We start from the raw sequence: 18,521 nt of genomic DNA, 5'->3' as shown, positions 1-18,521 counted from the left end.
AGGTATCTAAAAAGAGGGCAGCGCAAACTTTGTTGACATTTTTACTGGAAGTCGTGGAGCGGCTTGTCGCGGTGGGAGGCTATCTTGGCATCAACCTCCTTTCGGTGCTTTGCAAGGATGTGCCTGTTGGCGCACTGGTCGTGCATGACCCCTATCCCGCAAAAGTCGCACGCAGTCACAAACTCTATCCTGCCAAACTTTTTGCCGCAGAGGGCGCACCTGTCTGTCCCGGCGTCGCCGTCGGTGAGGGGCTTGAGCCACTGGTCGCGCCAGAGAAGCGTCATGCCAGTACAATGGAAGGGCGCTTATGTATTATTTCCGTCCCTGAGCATGCCGTACAGGCGCCTGTAAGACTCTTGCAGGTCCTGCTGCTTTTGCAGGTCCTGCTTTATCTTTCTCAGAAGTGGCTCCAGCCTGCCCGTCCGTGCTATTTCCCGCGCGCTTTTCAGGTACCTTGCCATGTACGCGCGCACGTACGGGTTGTCGCGAAGAAGAGCTGCTGCAAGCTCGGGCTCGTCTGTCATGACGCTTTCTGCAAGAATCGACTGGACGCCAAACGTGGTTCCGCCGATCCTTTTGAGCGCCTTCAAGTCCTCCTTTGCGATGACGCCGGCAAAGGCCGTGTTGACAAAGTACGTCAGCCCAAGGACAGCCGCTATCGACCTGTCGTGCGTCTTTGCATCAGCGATAATGTTTATCGACATCCCGGAAAACGCCTGCTCGGCCGCGGCCTGCTCGCCGGCCCTGTCGCGGACTGGAACGAGGAGCATCTTTTGGCTCTTTGCCATGTCGGCGCCGGGCCCAAACATCGGGTGAAGGCACAGAACCGACAGGTCCTTGCGCACGCCCTTTAGAGCGGCAAACGCCTTGCTCTTTACCGACGAGATCTCTGCAAGGCGCGACCCCTTCTTCATCTCCTTTTCGCACTTCTTTACAAGTTCCGCTGTCTTTTGCACAGGAACGCATACGAGCACCAGGTCTGCATCGCGAACGCAATCGCGCAGGGTCGGCGCGACCTTGACGCCTTCAACTGCAAACGGCCTGACGTCAAAAGCGCTGACAGAAAAGCCCTTGCGCGCAAAATATGCTGAAAACCACGAGCCCATCTTGCCGGCAGCGCCGACTACTGCCACCTGCATGTCAGTTCCCCTGGAGCGCCCGGGCCATTATTGCAAGCCCCTCTGCCATCTCCTCTTCCGACCTGCAGGCAGATATCCTCACAAACTGCCTGTACGAGTCCCCAAAGCCGCTCCCCGGCGCTATAGCCACGCCTTTTTCAAGCAACTTTTCCACAAGCTCCATGTCCTCCCCTGTAGGCAGCTGCGGGTAGACGTACATCGCGCCGTCCGGCTCGACGAACCTGAGCGACATCTCCTTCACCTTCGACGACAGAAACGCAAGCCTCTTCTTTACAAGGTCGACGTTTCCTGACGCGTCCTGCCCAAGCGCCGCCAGAGCCGCGCGCTGTACCGGCTCTGCAACGCTTGTTATCCCGACAGCCTGCACCTTTGCCATCTTTTGGATGGCGTCTGCCGATGCCACCGCGTAGCCTATCCTAAATCCTGTCATCGCGTAGGTCTTTGAAAACGACGACACGACGATGCTCCTGTCATAGTTGTGCGAAAGCGCGCCCTCAAACGGGACGAAAGAGTAGTCCGAGTACACCTCGTCGCTTAAAAGGTGCAAGTTGTGGTCTCGGGCAAGCGCGACGATGCCGGCCATCGTCTTTTTGTCTATAACCTTGCCGGTAGGGTTGTTCGGGTAGTTTATCGCTATCATCCGGGTGTTTTCGTTTATCATCGATGCAAGCTCTGACAGGTTCGGAGTCCAGCCCTGCTCCATCGTGGTCTTGAGCACCCTTGTTCGCGCGCCTACAAATTCGGCGCATTCCCTGTACGCCGGCCACGCCGGCTCTATCGTGATTATCTCCTCGCCGGGCTTGACAAGCGCCGCTATTGCGCTAAACACGGCAAACCTGCCGCCGGGCGTTACCATCACCTGGTCATCTTTTACGCCGGCCTGCTTTGAGAGGGCTTCAAGCAGCGCAGGGATGCCCCGAGTGTCGGTATAGTGGTACTGCTTTTTTGCAAACGACTCAGATAGTGCCTTTCCGACCTGCGCGGGTGCAGGGTAGTCCGGCTCGCCCACCTCGAGGTGGATTATCCTTTTTCCTTCCGCCTCCATCTGCTTTGCCTTGCGGAATATCCCAAGGTGTGTCTGCCGCGCCTTTTGCGGCCGGCCCTTTTTCTGCACAAGCTCGGACTCTTGCAACAAGATGTTGAGCAGCCTTAGCGCAAACTCTTTGTCCATGCCGGATTTTTCTGCCTGCCTTGCAACCATCAGGCGGATCTCCTGCTCGACGCGCTCGTCCTTGACGTCGATTCCTAGCCGGCCCTTCACCTCGCCCACCTGCCTTGCAAGCTCGGTGCGCTCCTGCACCTTTGCCATTATCTCCGACGTGAGCGTGCGTATCTTTTGCCTTAGCGACTCTAGCTCCTCGTTCTTTTCGACAGTCACTTTCCGCCCACCTTCAGGACGGGAGGTATCAGGCCCGCCCTCAGCGCGTGGTCTGCAAGCACCATTGACACGACGCACTCGACAATCGGTGGAGCCCTTGGGACCACGCAAGGGTCGTGCCTGCCCGGCACCGCAAGCTTGGTCTGCTCGTTTTTGGAAACGTCCAAAGTCTCCTGCTCCTTTGCTATCGACGCGGCCGGCTTGAACCCGACGCGGAGCACAAGCGGCATGCCGGTTGAAAGCCCGCCGAGAATTCCGCCGGCGTTGTTTGTCTTTGTGACCACCTTGCCCTTTTCAAGGTAATAGACGTCGTTGTTCTGCGAGCCCCGCCTCTTGGAGCCTTCAAAGCCCGAGCCAAACTCTATGGCCTTGACTGCAGGTATGCTGAAAAGCGCCTTGCTCAGGTCAGATTCTAAAGACCCGAATATCGGCTCGCCAAGGCCCACAGGTAACCCGGTGCTCGTGCACTCGACGACGCCTCCAAGCGAGTCGCCGTCCTTGCGTGCCTTGAGTATTGCGTCCCTCATTTTTTCTGCCGCGTCGGGGTCCGGGCACCTGACGTCGTTTGAGTAGCGGGTGGCGATGTTTGCCTTTGTGATGTTGCCGGCCTTGATTCCGCCTATCTCTGACGTGTATGCGACAGTCTCTATGCCAAGCGTTGTCTTCAGCAGCTTTTGCGCCACTGCGCCTGCCATCACAAGCGTGGCTGTCAGCCTGCCTGAGAACCTGCCGCTTCCGCGGTAATCGGCAAAGCCGCCGTACTTTACCATCGCAGGGTAGTCGGCGTGACCTGGGCGGGGGATGTTCTTTATCGCCTCGTACGCGCGCGAGTCTGCGTCCTTGTTCCAGATGAGCATGCAGATGGGCGCGCCTGTGGTGAGGCCGTTGAAAGTGCCGGAAAGTATCTCAACCCTGTCCTCCTCCTTTCGCTGGGTGGTTACCGCCGACTGGCCGGGCTTTCTCAGGTCCAGCTGGCCCTGGATGTCGGATTCAGCAAGCGGCAGGCCGGCCGGGCAGCCGTCCACCACTATTCCGACGCAGCGGCCGTGGCTCTCTCCGAAGCTCATGGCGGCAAAGCGCTCGCCAAGAATGTTTCCGCCCATTGACAGAGCACACTTGGCGCGGTTCTATATATTGTCTTTTTGGGCTATTCCCGGCTCGGCATCGGGGCAAGCCTTGCACCAAGCGACTTCATGTCCTGCACGAAATTTGGATACGAGACGTCGACAGACTCGGCGCCTGCGACCACTGACTTGTCAGTCATCATGGCCGCTATCGAAAAAGCCATGAACAGCCTGTGGTCCTCGTATGCCTCAAGCGACGCATTTTTCAGCTTCTTAGGCGCGTTTATGAGAAGCCCGTCGTGAAACTCCTCGACCTTTGCGCCAAGCTTTGAAATTTCCTTGGCAATGTTTGCAACCCTGTCAGTCTCCTTGACCCGGGCGTGCGCGACCCCGGTTATCTTGACCGGTGACGTGGATTTCAGCGCAAGTATTGAAACGACAGGAAGAAGGTCAGGCGTGTCGCCGAGGTTGAACTCGCCGCCTTCAAGGCGCTCTGCACCCTGCACCACCACCTCGCCCTTTTGCCTGTCTGCCTTTATAGCGCAGCCCATGGCAGACATTATCTCGACTATCTGCGAGTCGCCCTGCGGCAGGCCAAAGTTCAGCCCTTTGACTTTCAGTTTCTCGCCTGCAAGCGCGCCGGCGGCAAGAATCAGCGCGGCTGTTGAAAAGTCGCTTGGCACGTCAAAACTGGCAGGGCGGTACTCGGCGTTTCTAATCCGGTATTCAAGCATGTTCTCGTCGTGGTCTACCTTGACTCCAAAGTTCTCCATGGTGGCAAGCGTAGCCTTGACGTACGGCTTTGACACGAGATCGCCCTTTATCTTGAGCAGTATCTCGGTGTTTGCATAGACGCCTGCGATGAGAAGTCCTGATATGAACTGGCTTGAAATGCTTCCGTCGATGAGTGCCGAGCCTCCCTTTATGCCGCCTCCCTTGACAATGAGCGGGGGCGTACCGTTCTCCCTTGCCGAATGCGCCTCGACCCCGAGCTGCGAGAGCGCGTCCAGTATCGGCTGCATCGGCCGCCGGCGCAGGCTCTCGTCGCCTGTCAATACCACATAGCCCTTGCTCGCAAGGCCCGACAGGGCAGTCATTATCCTGATGGTAGTTCCGGAATTTTCGCAGTTGAGCACGTTGCCGGGCGGGTCAAAGTTGCGCCTGCCCCTTACCTGCACCGCCCTGCCTTCCCGCCTGCTTTCTATCTCTGCGCCAAATGCCCTGCAGCAGGCAAGCGTGGCAAGCGTATCCCGCGCCAGAAGCGCGTTTGTTATTGTCGACTGGCCGGGCGCAAGCGACGCCACTGCAAGCGCCCTGTGGGTGTAGCTCTTGCTTGAAGGGCACCTGACGCTCCCGGCTATCTTTGACCTGCGGACAACAATGCTTGCCATCTACAGCACCTCCACCGACGCCTTCTGGTTATTAACTTTAGACACTATCACCTTTCCGTTGAACTTGGAAAAGGCGTACTTGATGTCCTCGACCTCGTCCTCATACGCGACTGCCGCAATCGATGGCCCGTTGCCCGACGTGCCGGCTGCAAGCGCACCCTTTTCCAGGGCAGCAAGGACAGGCTTGTAGCTTGACGAGAGCGCCGCAGACGCAAGGACGCCGTTCATCTTCATGGCCTTCCAGTACTCGCCTGCCTCTGCAAGCTGGTAGGCGTCCATGAAGAGGTCCGACAGGTCGCGCAGCTTGCTCACGTCGCCTCTGGGCGTGTTCCGCGGAAGGAATATGACAGCATAAAGGTTGTCCGGCGCCTTTTCCCGCCTTACCAGCTTTCTTGCATAATTGTCGGTGACCACAAACCCGCCAAAGTAGCAGGCAGTCGCGTCGTCAAACGCTCCTGTTATGGTCACCTTGGCGTCAAGGGAAGCCCTGACTGCGGCGTCGAGCACCGCCATGTCGTCTATCTTGTCCTTCACGAGCCTGCTCAGTGCAAGCGCTATTGCGTTTGAAACGGCGCTGGAACTTTTCAGACCAAAGCCTATCGGGACCTCCGAGCGAACTCTGACTGACACCTGGTTCTTTTCAAGCGTGCCTGCAGGAAGCACGTTCTTGGCAATGTTGGCGACGAGCCTGTCGTCGCTTCTTCCTGTAAGAAAGCGCAGGCCCCTGCCCTTGCCCATTTCCGCTTCTGCAGTGACTGCAAGCGATATCCCAAGCGCCGAGCCGTTGCCCGTCGCTATCGCGTTTACTATGGACACTGCGCCGTGCATGGTTGCCCTTACCTTCATGTCGGCTCCCCGAATATCCCAAGCAGGTTCTTTTTCATGACTTCCCTTGGAGCCTCAAGCCCTGTCCATATCTCAAACGCCCGGGCCCCCTGCTCAATAAGCATCTCGTAGCCATAGACGACGCTTGCCTGCGCCATCTTGGCCTGCTCTATCAAGTCGGTGACCACCGGCCTGTACACGATGTCGTAAACGATGCTTCCCTTTTTAATGTGATCAGAGTCCACCGGCGACGGCTCGTTTGAAAGCCCAATCGAAGTCGCGTTCACTACCAAGTCCGCGTCAGGCGACGCTGTCGTGACTTTGTCAAACGGCAGAGGCTCGCACTTTAAGCCCATCTTTTCGCCTGCCCTTGCAAGCTCGCCGGCCTTTTTCTGGTCGCGGTTTGCGATCACCACCTTTGCAATGCCTTTTTCTTCAGACAGGGCTGCAACTATTGCCCGCGCGGCGCCGCCGGCTCCAAGCAATAGCACAGACATCCCCTCAAAGTCAACCTTGCGCCTCCTCAAGGGCTCGATGAACCCGTGCATGTCAGTGTTGTAGCCTTTGAACACGCCTTCGATGTTGTTGACCGTGTTGACCGCGCCGGCCTTTTTTGCAGTTGCGTCCAGCTCGTCAAGATACTTCATGACAGCCACCTTGTGCGGGATGGTGACGTTAAATCCCGCTATTTTTATCGACCGGAGCGACTGGATGGACGCCTCCAGTTCGGAAGTGGGCACTCGAAATGCAATGTACGTGCAGTTCAGGCCAAGGGCGTTAAAAGCCGCGTTCTGCATCCCGGGCGACAGCGAGTGATGTACAGGGTCGCCTATAATGCAGTAGGTCTTGACGGGGGCCCTTTCCATCGTCAAGAGCGATTGCCCTTTATCCCGTCATATAGCTTTCTCATCTGCGCAAGAGTCAGCTGCCCCGGCGCAACTGCCCTGTCAAGCGCGGCGTAGGTGTAGGGCGCGCCGTACAGGGCAGACATGACCCTTGTAAGCACGCCTGCTTCCCCCATCGCAAATATTATCGGGTGCAATCCAAGCGCGCCCTCGTAGAGCGCCATCAGCCTCAGCGAGTCGTCTACGCTCTTGGCAGTCGTGACCACCTTGACGTAGGTGCTAAAGATCCTCATTTCAGTGAGAATCGACGACAGCTCTTCGTTTGGCGGCGTCTTTTCAAAGTCGTGCCACGAGACAAGCGTCGGGATGCTTGCAAGCTCCAGATAGTCGGCAAGGTTGTCGTTGACTTTTAGCGTATCGAGCTCGACGTCGACCAGCATGGGTTTGGCCTCTGCCAGCTTTCTCAACAGGCGCATCCTTTCTTCTTCGGTCCCGGAGAACTTGCCGCCCTGCGCCACCGAGCGGAGCGTGAACACGCACCTGCCCCTGTCCTCGCCTATGATGTCAACTGCGGCCATAACCTCGCCGGGTTTCAAGAAATCAAAGCGGACCTCGACAAAGTCTGCGCCGGCCTCAAAGGCCTTCTTCATCTGTTCTTTTACCTTTCCAACGCTTTCTTCGGCAATTGTTACGCAGATCTTTGCCAACGCAATCAGGTAGCAAGAGGTACTTATTAGCCTACGCCGGCAGGCGGATGGACCGACTCGCCGTGCTCCATTTTCTTGTGCGCCTCAAGCAGGTCCGCGCTCTCGAAAACCCTGCCGCAAAGGTTACACCGGTGACCCGCAGGCCGTTTCCCGGACGACGTAGCGGCTGACACAGGGTATATTCGATGCGCAGCTATTAAAGGTCGCCGGCCTGTGCATGGTTAATATTTCCTTGCCGGTTCAGATTTCGAGATGTCGCTAGACGAGCATTCCTCGCGACTGCAGGCGCTTGGGTTTGACGCCGGTTCCATCGAGTCGTTTGCCTCCATCTGGAAGCCCCTGCAGGACGACGGCTACGAGATGTACGCGATGTACACCGGGGCCGACGGCTCGGCGCTCGAGGGCAAGGCTGCCTGTGTCGTGTGCTCCAAGAGGTCGTTCCCGCTCAGGTGGGAAAAGGTCATCACGCCAAGCCAGGACAGCGCCGCAGTATACACGGTTTGCACCAGCTGCGACGCCGAGTACGTCGACGTGGCAATAAGGCAGAAGGCACTGGGGCGCCTGCTCAAAGAAAGGAACACACGGCCTGGCTGATCAGCCCCGGAACGACTGGTAATGCACTTTTTCCGGCTTTATCCGCAAGAGTATCCGCTTTTCACCCGGCGCCCTGCCGGGATACTTGTCCACGCCCAGGTACTTTTTTGCCATCTGGTCTATGTGCTCCTCGGCGCCTTCGGTAGTCTGCTTGACGACCCTGCCCTGCACGGCAATCATGGTGTAGGGGTTGGTGCTGTCGGCAACCGAAATCGCCACGCGCGGGTCGCGGGATACGTTCTTTTGTTTTATACGCCCCTGTGCCGTGTTGACGATTATCTCGTCGCCTTCGATGTCAATCCAGACCGGAGACACCTGCGGCGAGCCGTCATTCATCAGCGTCGAAAGGTATGCAAAGTTCTTGCCCTGAAACAGGCTGCGCGCCTGCTCGGGGATTGACTGCGAGTTTGGCATGCCCATTTATGTCAAGGACGCGGAAATAAGACTATCTGCGCCGATAATGCGACCTTATCTTTTTCCAGCTTGCAATAAGCGTCTCTTCCCTTATGTGCAGCGCCTCGCCGGCAATGCGCGACCGGGCAAGCTCGACGTATTCTTTTACCATGTCTATCCCTATGTAGCGCCTTCCAATGTTGTGCGCGACTTTAGTGGTCTGGCCGCTGCCGTTGAAAGGGTCCAGCACGACGTCGCCCTTGTACGAGTAGACCTGCATCAGCCTGTAAGGTATCTCTTCTGGATAGGGGCAGGGGTGGTCTATGTAGCCGGGCGGGACCGGCGCTATGTGCCACACCGAGTTTGCTATCTCTTTTGTCCATTCTTCGTGCGTAGCAGGCAGTGCTTCCTTGCGCTTGCGCCCGCTTGCCACGTCGCCCTTTCTGAGAACGAGTATGAACTCGTGCATGATGTTTGCACGATAGTATTTCGGGTACGGGTTTATGACAAACGAGCCGTAGCGGTTCGTGCCACCGGTCACCTTGTGCCATATTATCTCCTCGTGCATCTGCCACCTGCCAAACGGCTGCACAAGGCGCGAAAGGAGCATGTGCGGAAGGGGCAGTATCGTGCCGTTCACGACTTCATTGGCTATGACTATGCAGCAGTAGCCGCCGTCCTTTGTCACCCTGTAGACTTTTTCGCCGAATATCTCGGTCATCTCGTCAAGGTACTCGGCAGTCTCTACGCCGGCGTTTCCCCGGTAGTAGCCGCCGTTTCCCGACGCGTGCATGTCGTAGTTTATCGCGTTCCGGTATGGCGGAGAGGTTATCGTGAGCTGGACAGAATTCTCAGGAAGCCTCTGCAGCACGCTCTTGCAGTTGCCGAGGATGACCCGGTCTGCCATCTGTTCTTCCTGAGCAAGCATGATGAGCACCGCTTGCCTAGTTTGTCAATATCCAAGATACTTTAGAGTCCTAGACCACGCAGTGAAAAATTACTGTACGGCCAGCTCGCTTTTTCGAGCTTGTTTCTGCGGCTCTTGAATGAGATTACAGTGTTTTCCTCCAGAAAGAAAATCCGCATGCGATATATCAGATGCCGCAAGCAAAGACTCATGGATTCCTCAAAGGGCGTGTTCATAAAAGCTGATGGACAGCTCGCGGAACTCGTGAAAAAGACCCTCGTGGAAAACGGCGTAAAAGAGAGCGACATCGAGAGCTACGACGAGGCCAAGCTGCAGAAAGGCTCGCTAATTGCCACGCTTTACGAGAAGACCACCTCCTCGATGAAACTGCGCATTTCACGCGTCGAAGAAGTGAAAGACGGCGACCTGAACCTAGTTCAGGAAAAAGAGATCGAGTCGGCAGTCTGACTATTTTTCTACGATGTACTCGTCTGGCACTTCCATGCCAAAGTGCCGGCCCGTAGGCGGTTTTGCAAACCCCAGCACCTGGTCGCCCACCTTTACCTCAGTCACAGAGAGGAGCTTGCCGTCGGGTTTTATCAGGCGTATCGTCTCGGCGTTCTGCAGGATGACAGTCCCGGTCTCCCCTTCTATCTCTGCCCTTATGAGCAAAAGCGGGCGGGTCTCTATCTTGGACCTGCCAACCACGGCCTTTCTTGACTGCCCTTCTTTGTTCACTATCCACACCTCGGTGCCTGACTCTACCTCCGAAAGGTAGCGCGTGTTGCCGTCAGGCGTTATCGTGTAGCAGTAGACGGCGCCGGCGTTCACCCGAAACGGTCTGGGCGACGTGAACGACGATCCGACTGACTCGTTGTGCACAAGGAGCATAAAGTTGGACCTGCTGCCGACAAGCATGCCCTCGCCCATGCCCATCATTGACGCCGTGTCGACGCAGACGCGCTCGCCTGTCCCGACGTCTTTGACTTCGGTTATCTTGGCTACTTTTATCGGGAACCTTACCGTCGACAGCTGCTGACTTGCCTTTTCAACCTCTTCCGCGCTGTCTGTTGCAAGTATCACGCCGTCGACTCCAAGCTCGAGCACTGAAAACATGGTCGCGACTTCCTTTGCACTTGCAGCCATCGCATAGACCTTTGTCTTTGACTTGTGCAGCTTTGCGATGATGTTTTCAAGCGGGATTATTTTCCAGTCGCTTGCGTCGACTATGACAAACGACGCGCCTGCCTGTGACGCCTTCTCTATCTCGTTCACGTCGGCGTTTCCAAGCACCTTCTTGAAGTATCCAAACGGCTTGCCCGCCTGCTTGGCAGACTTCATCTGGTCAAAGGTCTTGCAGATTACCATGTCGGCGTCCTGCGACTCGAATATGGTCTGGAACTTTTTGCCGGCCACGCTCTTTGGATCGATGTTGAGCATGCTGACGTTTTTCAGCTTTGACAAAAACTTGTCAAGGCCTGCCTTTGGCACCGTCGGCCTGACTATCAGGTCCTTTGACTCAGCCAAGCTCTTTTGCAGCCTCCTTGGCGCTCTTGTCCTCAAATATCACCCTGTGCAGGGCGCGCACCATCGCAGGAGGGTTCTTGTGCTGGAATATGTTGCGCCCAAAAGTGACGCCCTTTGCGCCGGCCTTCATCGCGCCGGCGCACATCTCCAGTATCTCAAGGTCGGTGGTGGCCTTTGGGCCGCCTGCTATAACGAGCGGTACCGGGACGCTTTTTACCACCTTTCTAAACGACGCAACGTCGCCGGTGTAGACAGCCTTGACAATGTCTGCGCCTGCTTCTGCGCCCACCCTTGCCGCGTGTGCGACTATCTCTGGGTCGTGCGGGTTCTTTATCCCCTCGCCCCTCGGGTACATCATGGCGACAAGGGGCACGCTCCACTCGTCGCACTTGTCGGCTATCATTCCAAGTTTCTGAAGCATTTCAGGCTCCTCCTTTGCGCCGATGTTTATGTGGAGCGAGACGGCGTCGGCCCCGAGCCTCAGAGCCTCCTCGACGCTTCCCATGAGCATCTTGCGGTTTGGTGCAGGTCCCAAAGAGGTGCTTCCAGAAAAGTGTGCAATGAGGCCTATGCTAGTCGGCCTCGGCATGGTCTTGATTATGCCCTTGTTCACAAGGACGCAGGTGAGACCGGCGTTCTCGCACTGGTATATCATGCCGTGCGGGTCCTCAAGCCCCCTTATTGGGCCGTTGCTGATGCCGTGGTCCATCGGTATGCACAGCATCTTGCCGTCCTTCATAATCCTGCCGAGCCTTATGTCCCTGCCAAACACCATTGGTAGGGATTGAATCTTGCTACCCTACTTAAAAGTGATATGCCCGTGCCAAAATGCGCAGCTTTTTTAGAAGCGCCGCAATAGGTCTTGCATGGGATACGAGCCGGACTCTGACGGCGGAAGCATCGCCAAGATGTCGGGCAAGAAACTGGCGATACTTTTTGGCCTCATATTCTTTGGCGGCTTTATGGGCGTGCAGATGATAACCGGCTTTCCGATAAAGGACATCTTCATCAAAGAGTCAATCACAGAAGAGGTGCCAGTCGTAGTCAAGCAGGCCGACGGCACCTGTGTTGTTGACGCGACAGACCACCCGAGGGAGATAGAGAACTGCCCCTACGACGAGGGCGACCATGTCGTGATAACGTACAACAAGAACAACGCCGGCATCGAGTCCCACAGGCTAGCCGACTAGGCCCAGAAAAGCCTTCATGTTTCCCCTGTCGTCCCGCCTTTCGTCTATAGGTGTCTCCATGACTATTGGCAGTTTTGCTATCGCCTTGTGCCGCACAAACGCAGACAGCCCCGCTTTTCCGATGTTTCCAAGCCCCAGATGTTCGTGCCGGTCAAGGTTTGAACCAAGCTCGCCCTTGGAGTCGTTCAGGTGCACAAACTTTAGCTCTTTGAGCCCTATTGCGCTTTCAAATTTGTCTAGCATCCCGTCCACGTCCTTTGCCGTGCGCATGTCGTAGCCGGAGGCAAAAGCGTGGCAGGTATCAAGGCAGACTCCAGAATTTGCGCCCACCATGTCAAGGATCTTGCGCAGCTCCTCGAAATTGCCGCCTACGCTGTTCTTCTGGCCGGCGTTGTTCTCAAGAAGCACCGCAACATGCTCGCCCTTCTTTTTCGCTTTATCACGGGCAGTCAAAATGGCGCCTGCGACCTGCCTCATGCCTCCGTCAATGCCCTTTCCAAGGTGGCTGCCAAGGTGTATCACAAGGTAGGGTATGCCAAGCTCGCCTGCGCGCACGAGCTCTCCTGCAAGCGTTTCGACGGATTTCTTGTAAAGCTCGCCCTGCCCCGAAAGGTTTGGCAGGTAAGGCATGTGGACAAGCGTAGCAGCCCTGTCGATTCCGCTTGCCGCCAGCTTTTCCTTGAACAAAGACGCGTCGTCTGCCGCAAGCGGCTTTGCCTGCCAGCCGCGCGGGTTTCTGCTGAATATCTGAAACGCAGAACAGCCTATTGCCTTTGCGTTGTCGACTGCGTTGTTTATCCCGCCTGCTATTGAAACGTGAAAACCCACCCTGTAGCCTGCGTTCACGGTGCAGGATTGCGTTAGGCCGTTTGTAAATCTATTGCGATGTCGTTTTATGGCAGTTGCGCAGAACAACACCTGTTGTCCATACGCCTTGGGACCGGAGACCTGGCCCGGTACCCGTTCCTCAACGAGGCAGGCGAGTACCTGCGCCAGTCAGGGTTTGGCTGGGAGGAGCTTGACAGGCCCGACATGGCAGACATCATACAGAGGGCCGCAGAAAGGATAGAGGCAGGCGTTTCAGGCAAGGTCTACGAAAAACTAGACAGGTACGAGACTGAGATACTGACGTTCCTTGTGACACTCATCATGGTCAAGTCAATCGGCATGGAGCCGGTCCTGAAAAAGTACGCGCTTGCAGAGGCACGCAGAGCGGAAAAGTTCCTGACAGAAGACCTGAGGAGGCAGAACGACGCGCAGAGACAGGCGCTTTTGTCAAAGATCTTTGGCGACCTTTTCGGGCTTGCCATAGACACAACCGAAGACGGCAGGCTGTTCAAGGTAAAGGTGACAGACTACCTTGCGCGCTCGTCGCACTTTCACGAGCAGGAATGGAAGATGATAAACAGGCTTGTGAGCAACGGCAATGTTTACCTCGGGCCCGACGAGACGGTGAGGCTTGTGAGAAACGAGCTTGCTGTCATGATAAACGGCAGGGTGCACGCGATGAGCCTGCCTGCCCTCCCAAAGGCGATAAAGGAAAGATCGGACACGCTGCGCGCCGAGCTTGCACCGCGCTATGAATACAGGGCGCACTCGGTGACAGAGTACCCGCCTTGCGTCAAGCACGCCATCGAGGTGATGAACAGGGGAGAGAACCTGCCTCACTCTGCAAGGCTGATGCTTGCCACCTACATGCTTGCAATAGACAAGCCCGTTGACGAGATAGTAGAGATGTTCAAGAACGCGCCGGACTTTAACGAGCGCATAACCCGGTACCAGGTGGAGCACCTTGCAGGCTCCAAAGGGAGCAGGACAAAGTATTCGGTCCCGTCATGCGACAAGCTCCGCACGGAGAACCTCTGCTTTGCGACAAAGGACTGCGACAGCATAATAAACCCAATCCAGTTTGGCAGGCGCAGGAAATGATAAAAAGCGAAGCTGTGAAGGCGGCGTTTCGAGAGTACTATTTCAAGCAAAAGCTGGTCGAGGCGCCGGACAATATGGACCAGCGCGAGTTTGGCTACTCGCTTTTTGGGATACCCGGCATGGTCCGGCACCTGTCGTTCAAGAATCCAGGCGAGCTGACGGCCGCGCTTGTGAGGGAAGTGCCCTCTGACGTCTACTGCTCAAACGCGCTGTATAGGTTCCCAACCCTTCCAATGCAGGAAAAGCAGTGGCAGGGCGCGGACCTGATATTTGACATCGACGGCAAGGACCTGCACCTGCCATGCGTTCCGTCGCACTCGTACCCTGTGTGCTCAAACTGCGGGCAGGCCTCACCCCCAGTCGAAAAGGAATACGCGTGCCCTGCCTGCGGAAACAAAAAGGCCGAGTATGTATCGATACCGTGCGGCAAGTGCATCGACGGGTCAAAGAAGGAGGCCGCAAGGCTCGTCGAGTTTTTGACAGGTGACCTTGGCATAGCCAAAGAAAACATCCATGTCTTTTTCTCAGGCAACAACGGGTTTCACTTCCACATAAGCGACGGCTCGTACAGGCCGCTTGACTCGCAGGCCCGCTCAGACCTCGTAGGGTACCTTGCAGGTGTGGGGCTGATAGCAGAGAGCATCGGCGTGAGAAGGTCGCCCGGGAGCGACCTTGCGTTTGTCAAGTTTCCAAAAAGCGGCCTCGACTACGGGTGGCGCAAGAGGATAGCAGAAGAGCTTGACATAAGCGCGTCTTCAACGATAAGGTTGACAAACATTGTAAAGGAAAAGGGAGGATACTCGGCTTTCAAGGCAGAGCTTGACAGGATCACCCGGCAGCTTGGCGTCAGGATAGACCCGCAGGTTACAACCGACGTCCACAGGGTTTTCAGGATGCCCGGCACGCTCAACAGCAAGAGCGGTCTGGCAAAGTTCCGCTGCAGCCTGGACAGGCTCGACTCGTTTGACCCATTTGTCGACGCCTGCGTCCTTGGCTCGACAAAAGTGCAAGTGAGGATGAAGACGCACGCCAAAGTCAAGCTGAAGGGCCAAACCTTTAGCATCTCAAAGGAGGAGGCAGAGCTCCCTGCTTTTGCGGCCGTCTACTTTATCTGCAAGGGCCTTGCCGAGGCCGCATGAAAGACATTAAAGGACCTTTAGCCATACTGCCGGTGTTTGTGGGACACCTATAGCGAGGACAGGACGCCTGCCACCAACGTCGGGCGGCTGATAAGGATAGCCATACTTGCGGCCATGGCAATTGTCATATTTACCGTCGTCAGCAACCAATCGGTCAACCTGCTGATAAACCTGGCCGAGTTTGGCGACGTGTTCACAAAGACTATAGCATATTCGATAATCTCAGGCGTGGTCCTTGCGGCAATAGCCCTTGTCAGGGTGAACTTTGTCTCGCGCCACTCGATAGTCTGGTACGGCCTTCACACGATCGTCAACTTTGTGCGCAGGTCTGACTTTGAGGCCGCGGCAAAGCCCATGCGTTATACCGATTTCAAGATGGGCCCTGTCAGTTTCGGGCTCTGGCAGTTAACAAAAGTCGCGCTCATGGCGCCCCTCTTTGCCAGCCTTACGTTTGGCATGGCAGTCTCGTACATGGCGGAAGGAAACGACATTGGACTTGGCTCGCTTGTGACAGTGTTCGGCCTGCCCTTTGCGGAGGTGCCCTTCGACGGCGCCTTTGCGCAGGAAAGGGTGGTGCCTGCCATACCCGCGCTCACGTTTGTAGTCCCTGCGCTCATCGGCGCAGTCGGCGTCAGGCTGCTCCTGTACGTCGGCATTTCAGGGGCAGTCAACATCGTCTCAAACTATGTCCTCGACGCGTCGGAACGCAAGCCCAAGTTTTTGAGCTACATTGCCACAGTCGAGTTCATAGTGGGTGCCGCGATATTCTGGGCAGGCTTTACCATCTTCTTCAGCCCCGCAATCGACTTTAATACAAAGTACCTGATAGGAGGTTCGCTTGCTCTTGGCGCCGCGTTCCTGGGGTTTGGCGCATGGGACCGAAGGCGCGCAAAGGTAATGATATACCCTTCAAGGAGGCACCTGTACTCGCGCATACTCACAGTCGTGGCAGTCATAGCCATCGTCGGCTCGATTGTGGTGATAAACACAAGCATCGCCGAGGCAAAAAAGCTAGAGTACAGGGGCCCATACATCGCCCAGGAAATAGCGGTGAACCGCCACATAGCCGAGCTTGGCGACATCAACGTCGTAAACTATAACGTGGCGCCTCCGACCATATCTGCCTCTGCAATACAGGGAATCGTGAACGAAAACCGCGAGACGCTTGGGAGCATCAGGCTCTGGGACCAGGAAGCGGCCACGCAGAAACTAAAGCCCGAGCTGGGCCAGAGAAACGACATACTGTTTGCAGACACGGACATACTCCGGTTTGGAGGCACCATGTACTGGACAAGCACGACTACGCCCAAGCTCCCTGACACTCTTGCACGCGGAAACGAGTGGTTCAACCAGCACCTTGTCTACACGCACTCTAACGCAGGCTTCAAGATGCTGCAGGCAGACACCGGCAACCTTGCAAACTCGAACAACTTTTTCAACCAGAACCGCATCTATTACGGAGAGAGCGGCGACGGCGGCCTGTTTTCAAGCTCGTGGGCGGCTTTTCCTACAGGCAGGACCACAAGCGACGAGCTCGAAGGCGTGTACTACAACGGCACAGGAGGAGTCGACGTCCCGCCACCTTTGAGCTGGATGTTTGAGCCAAACTTCATGCTCTCCTATCCCGACACGCCCATCCACGTCATGCGGTACAAGGACATACACGACAGGATGGGGCTAATCTACCCGTATTTCACTTATGACTTTGGCTTTTCCAACACCGGAGGCGTCGCGCTGCAAAAGCTCGAAGTTTTCCCGGTCACAGACGGCACGAACACCTACTGGATGATGCCGCTCATAGCCGCGCTTGACACCTCGCACGTCCCGTGGGGCGCGCCTTTCATGTTGAAGCTGGTGGGCTACGCCCTGATAGACTCGTACAACGGCGACATGCAGATAATCGTGACAGGCGACGACCCGTTCTCCGAGATGTTCTACAGCCAGTACCGCGACCTTGGAGCCACAAGGGAAGTGCCGGGATGGCTTGAAAACCAGATCCGCTACCCCGAGGAGATGTTCATCTGGAAGATTGCCAAGTTCAACCGCTACCACGTGACTGACCCCAAGACGTTCATAGAGGCAAGGCAGTTCTACAACGTGCCGCAGGAGGCTCCGGCGCCCTACTACATCATCACCAAGCCGCAGGGCTTTGAAGAACCCGCGTTTGTGGGCTTCCAGTCGCTTGAACTTGATGGCTCGCAGACAAAGAACCTGGTCGGGTACATGATAGTCGAAAACGACCTGCAGGGCCTCGGCAACATGTCGTTCTATTCAGTCCCGCTCGACTCGCCCACAAAGCTGATAGGCCCAAGCGCTGCGAGGGAGGCGCTTGAAAAGGACGAAAAGTACAAGAACTTCAAGACGCTCTTGCAGGGGACGCCCAAGGTAGGCGAGAACATCCTGTACAAGATAGGCGAGCAGGAGGTCTACTTTATCCCGGTCTACACCGCCGCAACCACAGGAGGCGTCGTCTCGCAGCTTGGGACTGTTGCAGCCGTCGGCGCGTCGGTGACAGGCACATTCTACGTCGGGCTCGGAGACGACTCTGCAGAGGCGTTCCAGAACTATTTGCTTCAGGCAGCAGGCAGGCAGCCCACACAGCCCACGCCTGACGGGCAGCCGGATACGCCGGCGCCGGACCTCGACGTGCAGGACAGGATAGAGGCGCTTGAGCAGATATTTGCAGACGCAGGCATACAGGTGCTCAGGCCCACCTCGATATCTGCACCCATAGAGTTCCAGGAATCCCAGGCAAGCTACATAACAGAAACAGACTATGCCGCAGCCGAGCAGGCGGTCCTGCAGTTCATTTCAGACTTCCAGACTGACAGGGTCTACGAATGGAAGGCAGACGACAGGGTGAACTTTGGCGTGCTCCGTGCCGAAGGCGGCATAGTGGAGAACCACTACATATCCATAGAGGTAAGTTGATGCGGCCGGTACTTGTGGTGGACAACCTCTCGCCCTTTACGCCAGACATCGTGGCGTGCCTCGGCAGGCTCGGAATAAGCCACGAGCGCCTGGAATACTCGCAGGTGTCGCCGGCAGACCTTGCCAGGTACGACAGGGTGATTCTGTCTGGCAGGCGCAAGAACGACCCTGTCATAAACGCGGCAAACTCGAAAATAATAAAGAGCTGCCACGACACGGGCCAGCCGCTTCTCGGGATATGCTACGGCTCGGAGATAATCGCCCTTACGCTTGGAGGCTCGCTCAAAAAGATGGCCCGGCACGTGCAGGGCCCTATAACCATACAGCCGAGGAAAAACCCGCTCACAGACGGCAAGAGCCAGATAACAGTCTATGAAAGCCACGGCTACTGCGTGGCGCGCATTCCGCCGGGATTTGAGCCGCTTGCAAGCTCTCAGGACTGCCAGTACGAGATGTTTGCCCACAAGAGCAAAAAGATTTTTGGCACGCAGTTCCACCCGGAAAAGAGCGGCGCAGACGGCATGGACATCATCTCCAATTTCGTGCGCGTTTAGAATGATTT

The 18,521-nt window shown here is 56.4% G+C and carries 21 protein-coding genes; 7 read left to right on the top strand and 14 right to left on the bottom strand.

The window, feature by feature from the left end:
• Positions 1-41 precede the first annotated feature (41 nt).
• The 9 genes from HXY31_RS06450 to HXY31_RS06410 are packed head-to-tail and all read right to left on the bottom strand — an operon-like array spanning position 42 to position 7,522.
• Positions 42-284 (bottom strand): hypothetical protein, encoded by a 243-nt coding sequence (locus HXY31_RS06450; RefSeq protein ID WP_292641047.1) that lies wholly within the window; start codon positions 282-284, stop codon positions 42-44.
• Between the two features lie 21 nt (positions 285-305).
• Positions 306-1,139 (bottom strand): prephenate dehydrogenase/arogenate dehydrogenase family protein, encoded by an 834-nt coding sequence (locus HXY31_RS06445; protein WP_292641046.1) that lies wholly within the window; start codon positions 1,137-1,139, stop codon positions 306-308.
• Between the two features lies 1 nt (position 1,140).
• On the bottom strand, positions 1,141-2,517 hold the full coding sequence (locus HXY31_RS06440; protein WP_292641043.1) for an aminotransferase class I/II-fold pyridoxal phosphate-dependent enzyme: 1,377 nt from the start codon (positions 2,515-2,517) through the stop codon (positions 1,141-1,143).
• Complete coding sequence (gene aroC / locus HXY31_RS06435) at positions 2,514-3,620, bottom strand: chorismate synthase (protein ID WP_292641041.1); 1,107 nt, start codon at positions 3,618-3,620, stop codon at positions 2,514-2,516. The genes HXY31_RS06440 and aroC overlap by 4 nt, the downstream gene beginning before the upstream one ends.
• 44 nt (positions 3,621-3,664) lie before the next feature.
• Positions 3,665-4,972 carry a 3-phosphoshikimate 1-carboxyvinyltransferase gene (aroA, locus tag HXY31_RS06430; RefSeq protein ID WP_292641039.1) on the bottom strand — a complete coding sequence of 436 codons (1,308 nt, stop codon included), beginning with the start codon at positions 4,970-4,972 and terminating at the stop codon, positions 3,665-3,667.
• Entirely contained in the window at positions 4,973-5,818 is an 846-nt protein-coding gene (locus tag HXY31_RS06425) for a shikimate kinase (protein WP_292641036.1), read from the bottom strand. It abuts the gene before it with no gap.
• Complete coding sequence (locus HXY31_RS06420) at positions 5,815-6,663, bottom strand: shikimate dehydrogenase (RefSeq protein ID WP_292641034.1); 849 nt, start codon at positions 6,661-6,663, stop codon at positions 5,815-5,817. Before HXY31_RS06420 ends, HXY31_RS06425 begins: the two co-directional genes overlap by 4 nt.
• Before the next feature lie 2 nt (positions 6,664-6,665).
• Positions 6,666-7,349, bottom strand: a complete 684-nt coding sequence (gene aroD, locus HXY31_RS06415; RefSeq protein WP_292641032.1) for a type I 3-dehydroquinate dehydratase — start codon at positions 7,347-7,349, stop codon at positions 6,666-6,668.
• 26 nt (positions 7,350-7,375) lie between these two features.
• On the bottom strand, positions 7,376-7,522 hold the full coding sequence (locus HXY31_RS06410; RefSeq protein WP_292641030.1) for a C2H2-type zinc finger protein: 147 nt from the start codon (positions 7,520-7,522) through the stop codon (positions 7,376-7,378).
• A gap of 79 nt (positions 7,523-7,601) precedes the next feature.
• On the opposite strand from HXY31_RS06410, the gene HXY31_RS06405 reads away from it, so the two are divergent.
• On the top strand, positions 7,602-7,943 hold the full coding sequence (locus HXY31_RS06405; protein WP_292641028.1) for a hypothetical protein: 342 nt from the start codon (positions 7,602-7,604) through the stop codon (positions 7,941-7,943).
• Here HXY31_RS06405 and HXY31_RS06400 read toward each other — a convergent pair whose 3' ends face one another.
• Both HXY31_RS06400 and HXY31_RS06395 read right to left on the bottom strand, forming a co-directional pair.
• A complete protein-coding gene (locus tag HXY31_RS06400; protein WP_292641026.1) occupies positions 7,944-8,357 on the bottom strand; it encodes a PPOX class F420-dependent oxidoreductase in 414 nt (137 codons plus the stop codon). It abuts the gene before it with no gap.
• A 31-nt stretch (positions 8,358-8,388) separates the two neighbouring features.
• Positions 8,389-9,264 (bottom strand): site-specific DNA-methyltransferase, encoded by an 876-nt coding sequence (locus HXY31_RS06395; protein WP_292641024.1) that lies wholly within the window; start codon positions 9,262-9,264, stop codon positions 8,389-8,391.
• Positions 9,265-9,453: 189 nt separating this feature from the next.
• On the opposite strand from HXY31_RS06395, the gene HXY31_RS06390 reads away from it, so the two are divergent.
• Positions 9,454-9,711 carry a hypothetical protein gene (locus tag HXY31_RS06390; protein ID WP_292641021.1) on the top strand — a complete coding sequence of 86 codons (258 nt, stop codon included), beginning with the start codon at positions 9,454-9,456 and terminating at the stop codon, positions 9,709-9,711.
• Here the strand turns inward: HXY31_RS06390 and HXY31_RS06385 are convergent, their stop codons facing one another.
• Both HXY31_RS06385 and HXY31_RS06380 read right to left on the bottom strand, forming a co-directional pair.
• Positions 9,712-10,770 (bottom strand): 3-dehydroquinate synthase II, encoded by a 1,059-nt coding sequence (locus tag HXY31_RS06385; protein ID WP_292641019.1) that lies wholly within the window; start codon positions 10,768-10,770, stop codon positions 9,712-9,714.
• On the bottom strand, positions 10,763-11,545 hold the full coding sequence (locus HXY31_RS06380) for a 2-amino-3,7-dideoxy-D-threo-hept-6-ulosonate synthase (protein WP_292641017.1): 783 nt from the start codon (positions 11,543-11,545) through the stop codon (positions 10,763-10,765). Before HXY31_RS06380 ends, HXY31_RS06385 begins: the two co-directional genes overlap by 8 nt.
• Positions 11,546-11,636: 91 nt before the next feature.
• Between HXY31_RS06380 and HXY31_RS06375 the strand changes: the two genes are divergently transcribed.
• Positions 11,637-11,960: a hypothetical protein gene (locus tag HXY31_RS06375; protein ID WP_292641015.1), complete on the top strand. Its 324-nt coding sequence runs from the start codon at positions 11,637-11,639 to the stop codon at positions 11,958-11,960.
• On the opposite strand, the gene HXY31_RS06370 is transcribed toward HXY31_RS06375, so the two are convergent.
• Entirely contained in the window at positions 11,949-12,806 is an 858-nt protein-coding gene (locus HXY31_RS06370) for a deoxyribonuclease IV (protein ID WP_292641014.1), read from the bottom strand. The genes HXY31_RS06375 and HXY31_RS06370 overlap by 12 nt on opposite strands.
• 75 nt (positions 12,807-12,881) lie before the next feature.
• Between HXY31_RS06370 and HXY31_RS06365 the strand changes: the two genes are divergently transcribed.
• The 4 genes from HXY31_RS06365 to HXY31_RS06350 are packed head-to-tail and all read left to right on the top strand — an operon-like array spanning position 12,882 to position 18,513.
• Positions 12,882-13,889, top strand: coding sequence for a hypothetical protein (locus tag HXY31_RS06365; RefSeq protein WP_292641012.1), 1,008 nt, complete (start codon positions 12,882-12,884; stop codon positions 13,887-13,889).
• A complete protein-coding gene (locus HXY31_RS06360) occupies positions 13,886-15,028 on the top strand; it encodes a DNA primase small subunit domain-containing protein (RefSeq protein WP_292641010.1) in 1,143 nt (380 codons plus the stop codon). Before HXY31_RS06365 ends, HXY31_RS06360 begins: the two co-directional genes overlap by 4 nt.
• Positions 15,029-15,064: 36 nt before the next feature.
• Positions 15,065-17,959 (top strand): UPF0182 family protein, encoded by a 2,895-nt coding sequence (locus HXY31_RS06355; protein ID WP_292641008.1) that lies wholly within the window; start codon positions 15,065-15,067, stop codon positions 17,957-17,959.
• A complete protein-coding gene (locus HXY31_RS06350; protein WP_292641006.1) occupies positions 17,959-18,513 on the top strand; it encodes a type 1 glutamine amidotransferase in 555 nt (184 codons plus the stop codon). The genes HXY31_RS06355 and HXY31_RS06350 overlap by 1 nt, the downstream gene beginning before the upstream one ends.
• The last annotated feature ends 8 nt before the right edge of the window (positions 18,514-18,521 follow it).

Source organism: Nitrososphaera sp. (assembly GCF_013388945.1).
In the GTDB taxonomy this organism is placed as follows: Archaea; Thermoproteota; Nitrososphaeria; order Nitrososphaerales; family Nitrososphaeraceae; genus Nitrososphaera.
Note: the sequence above shows the minus strand (reverse complement) of the source record. Positions and strands in the feature narration are given on the sequence as shown.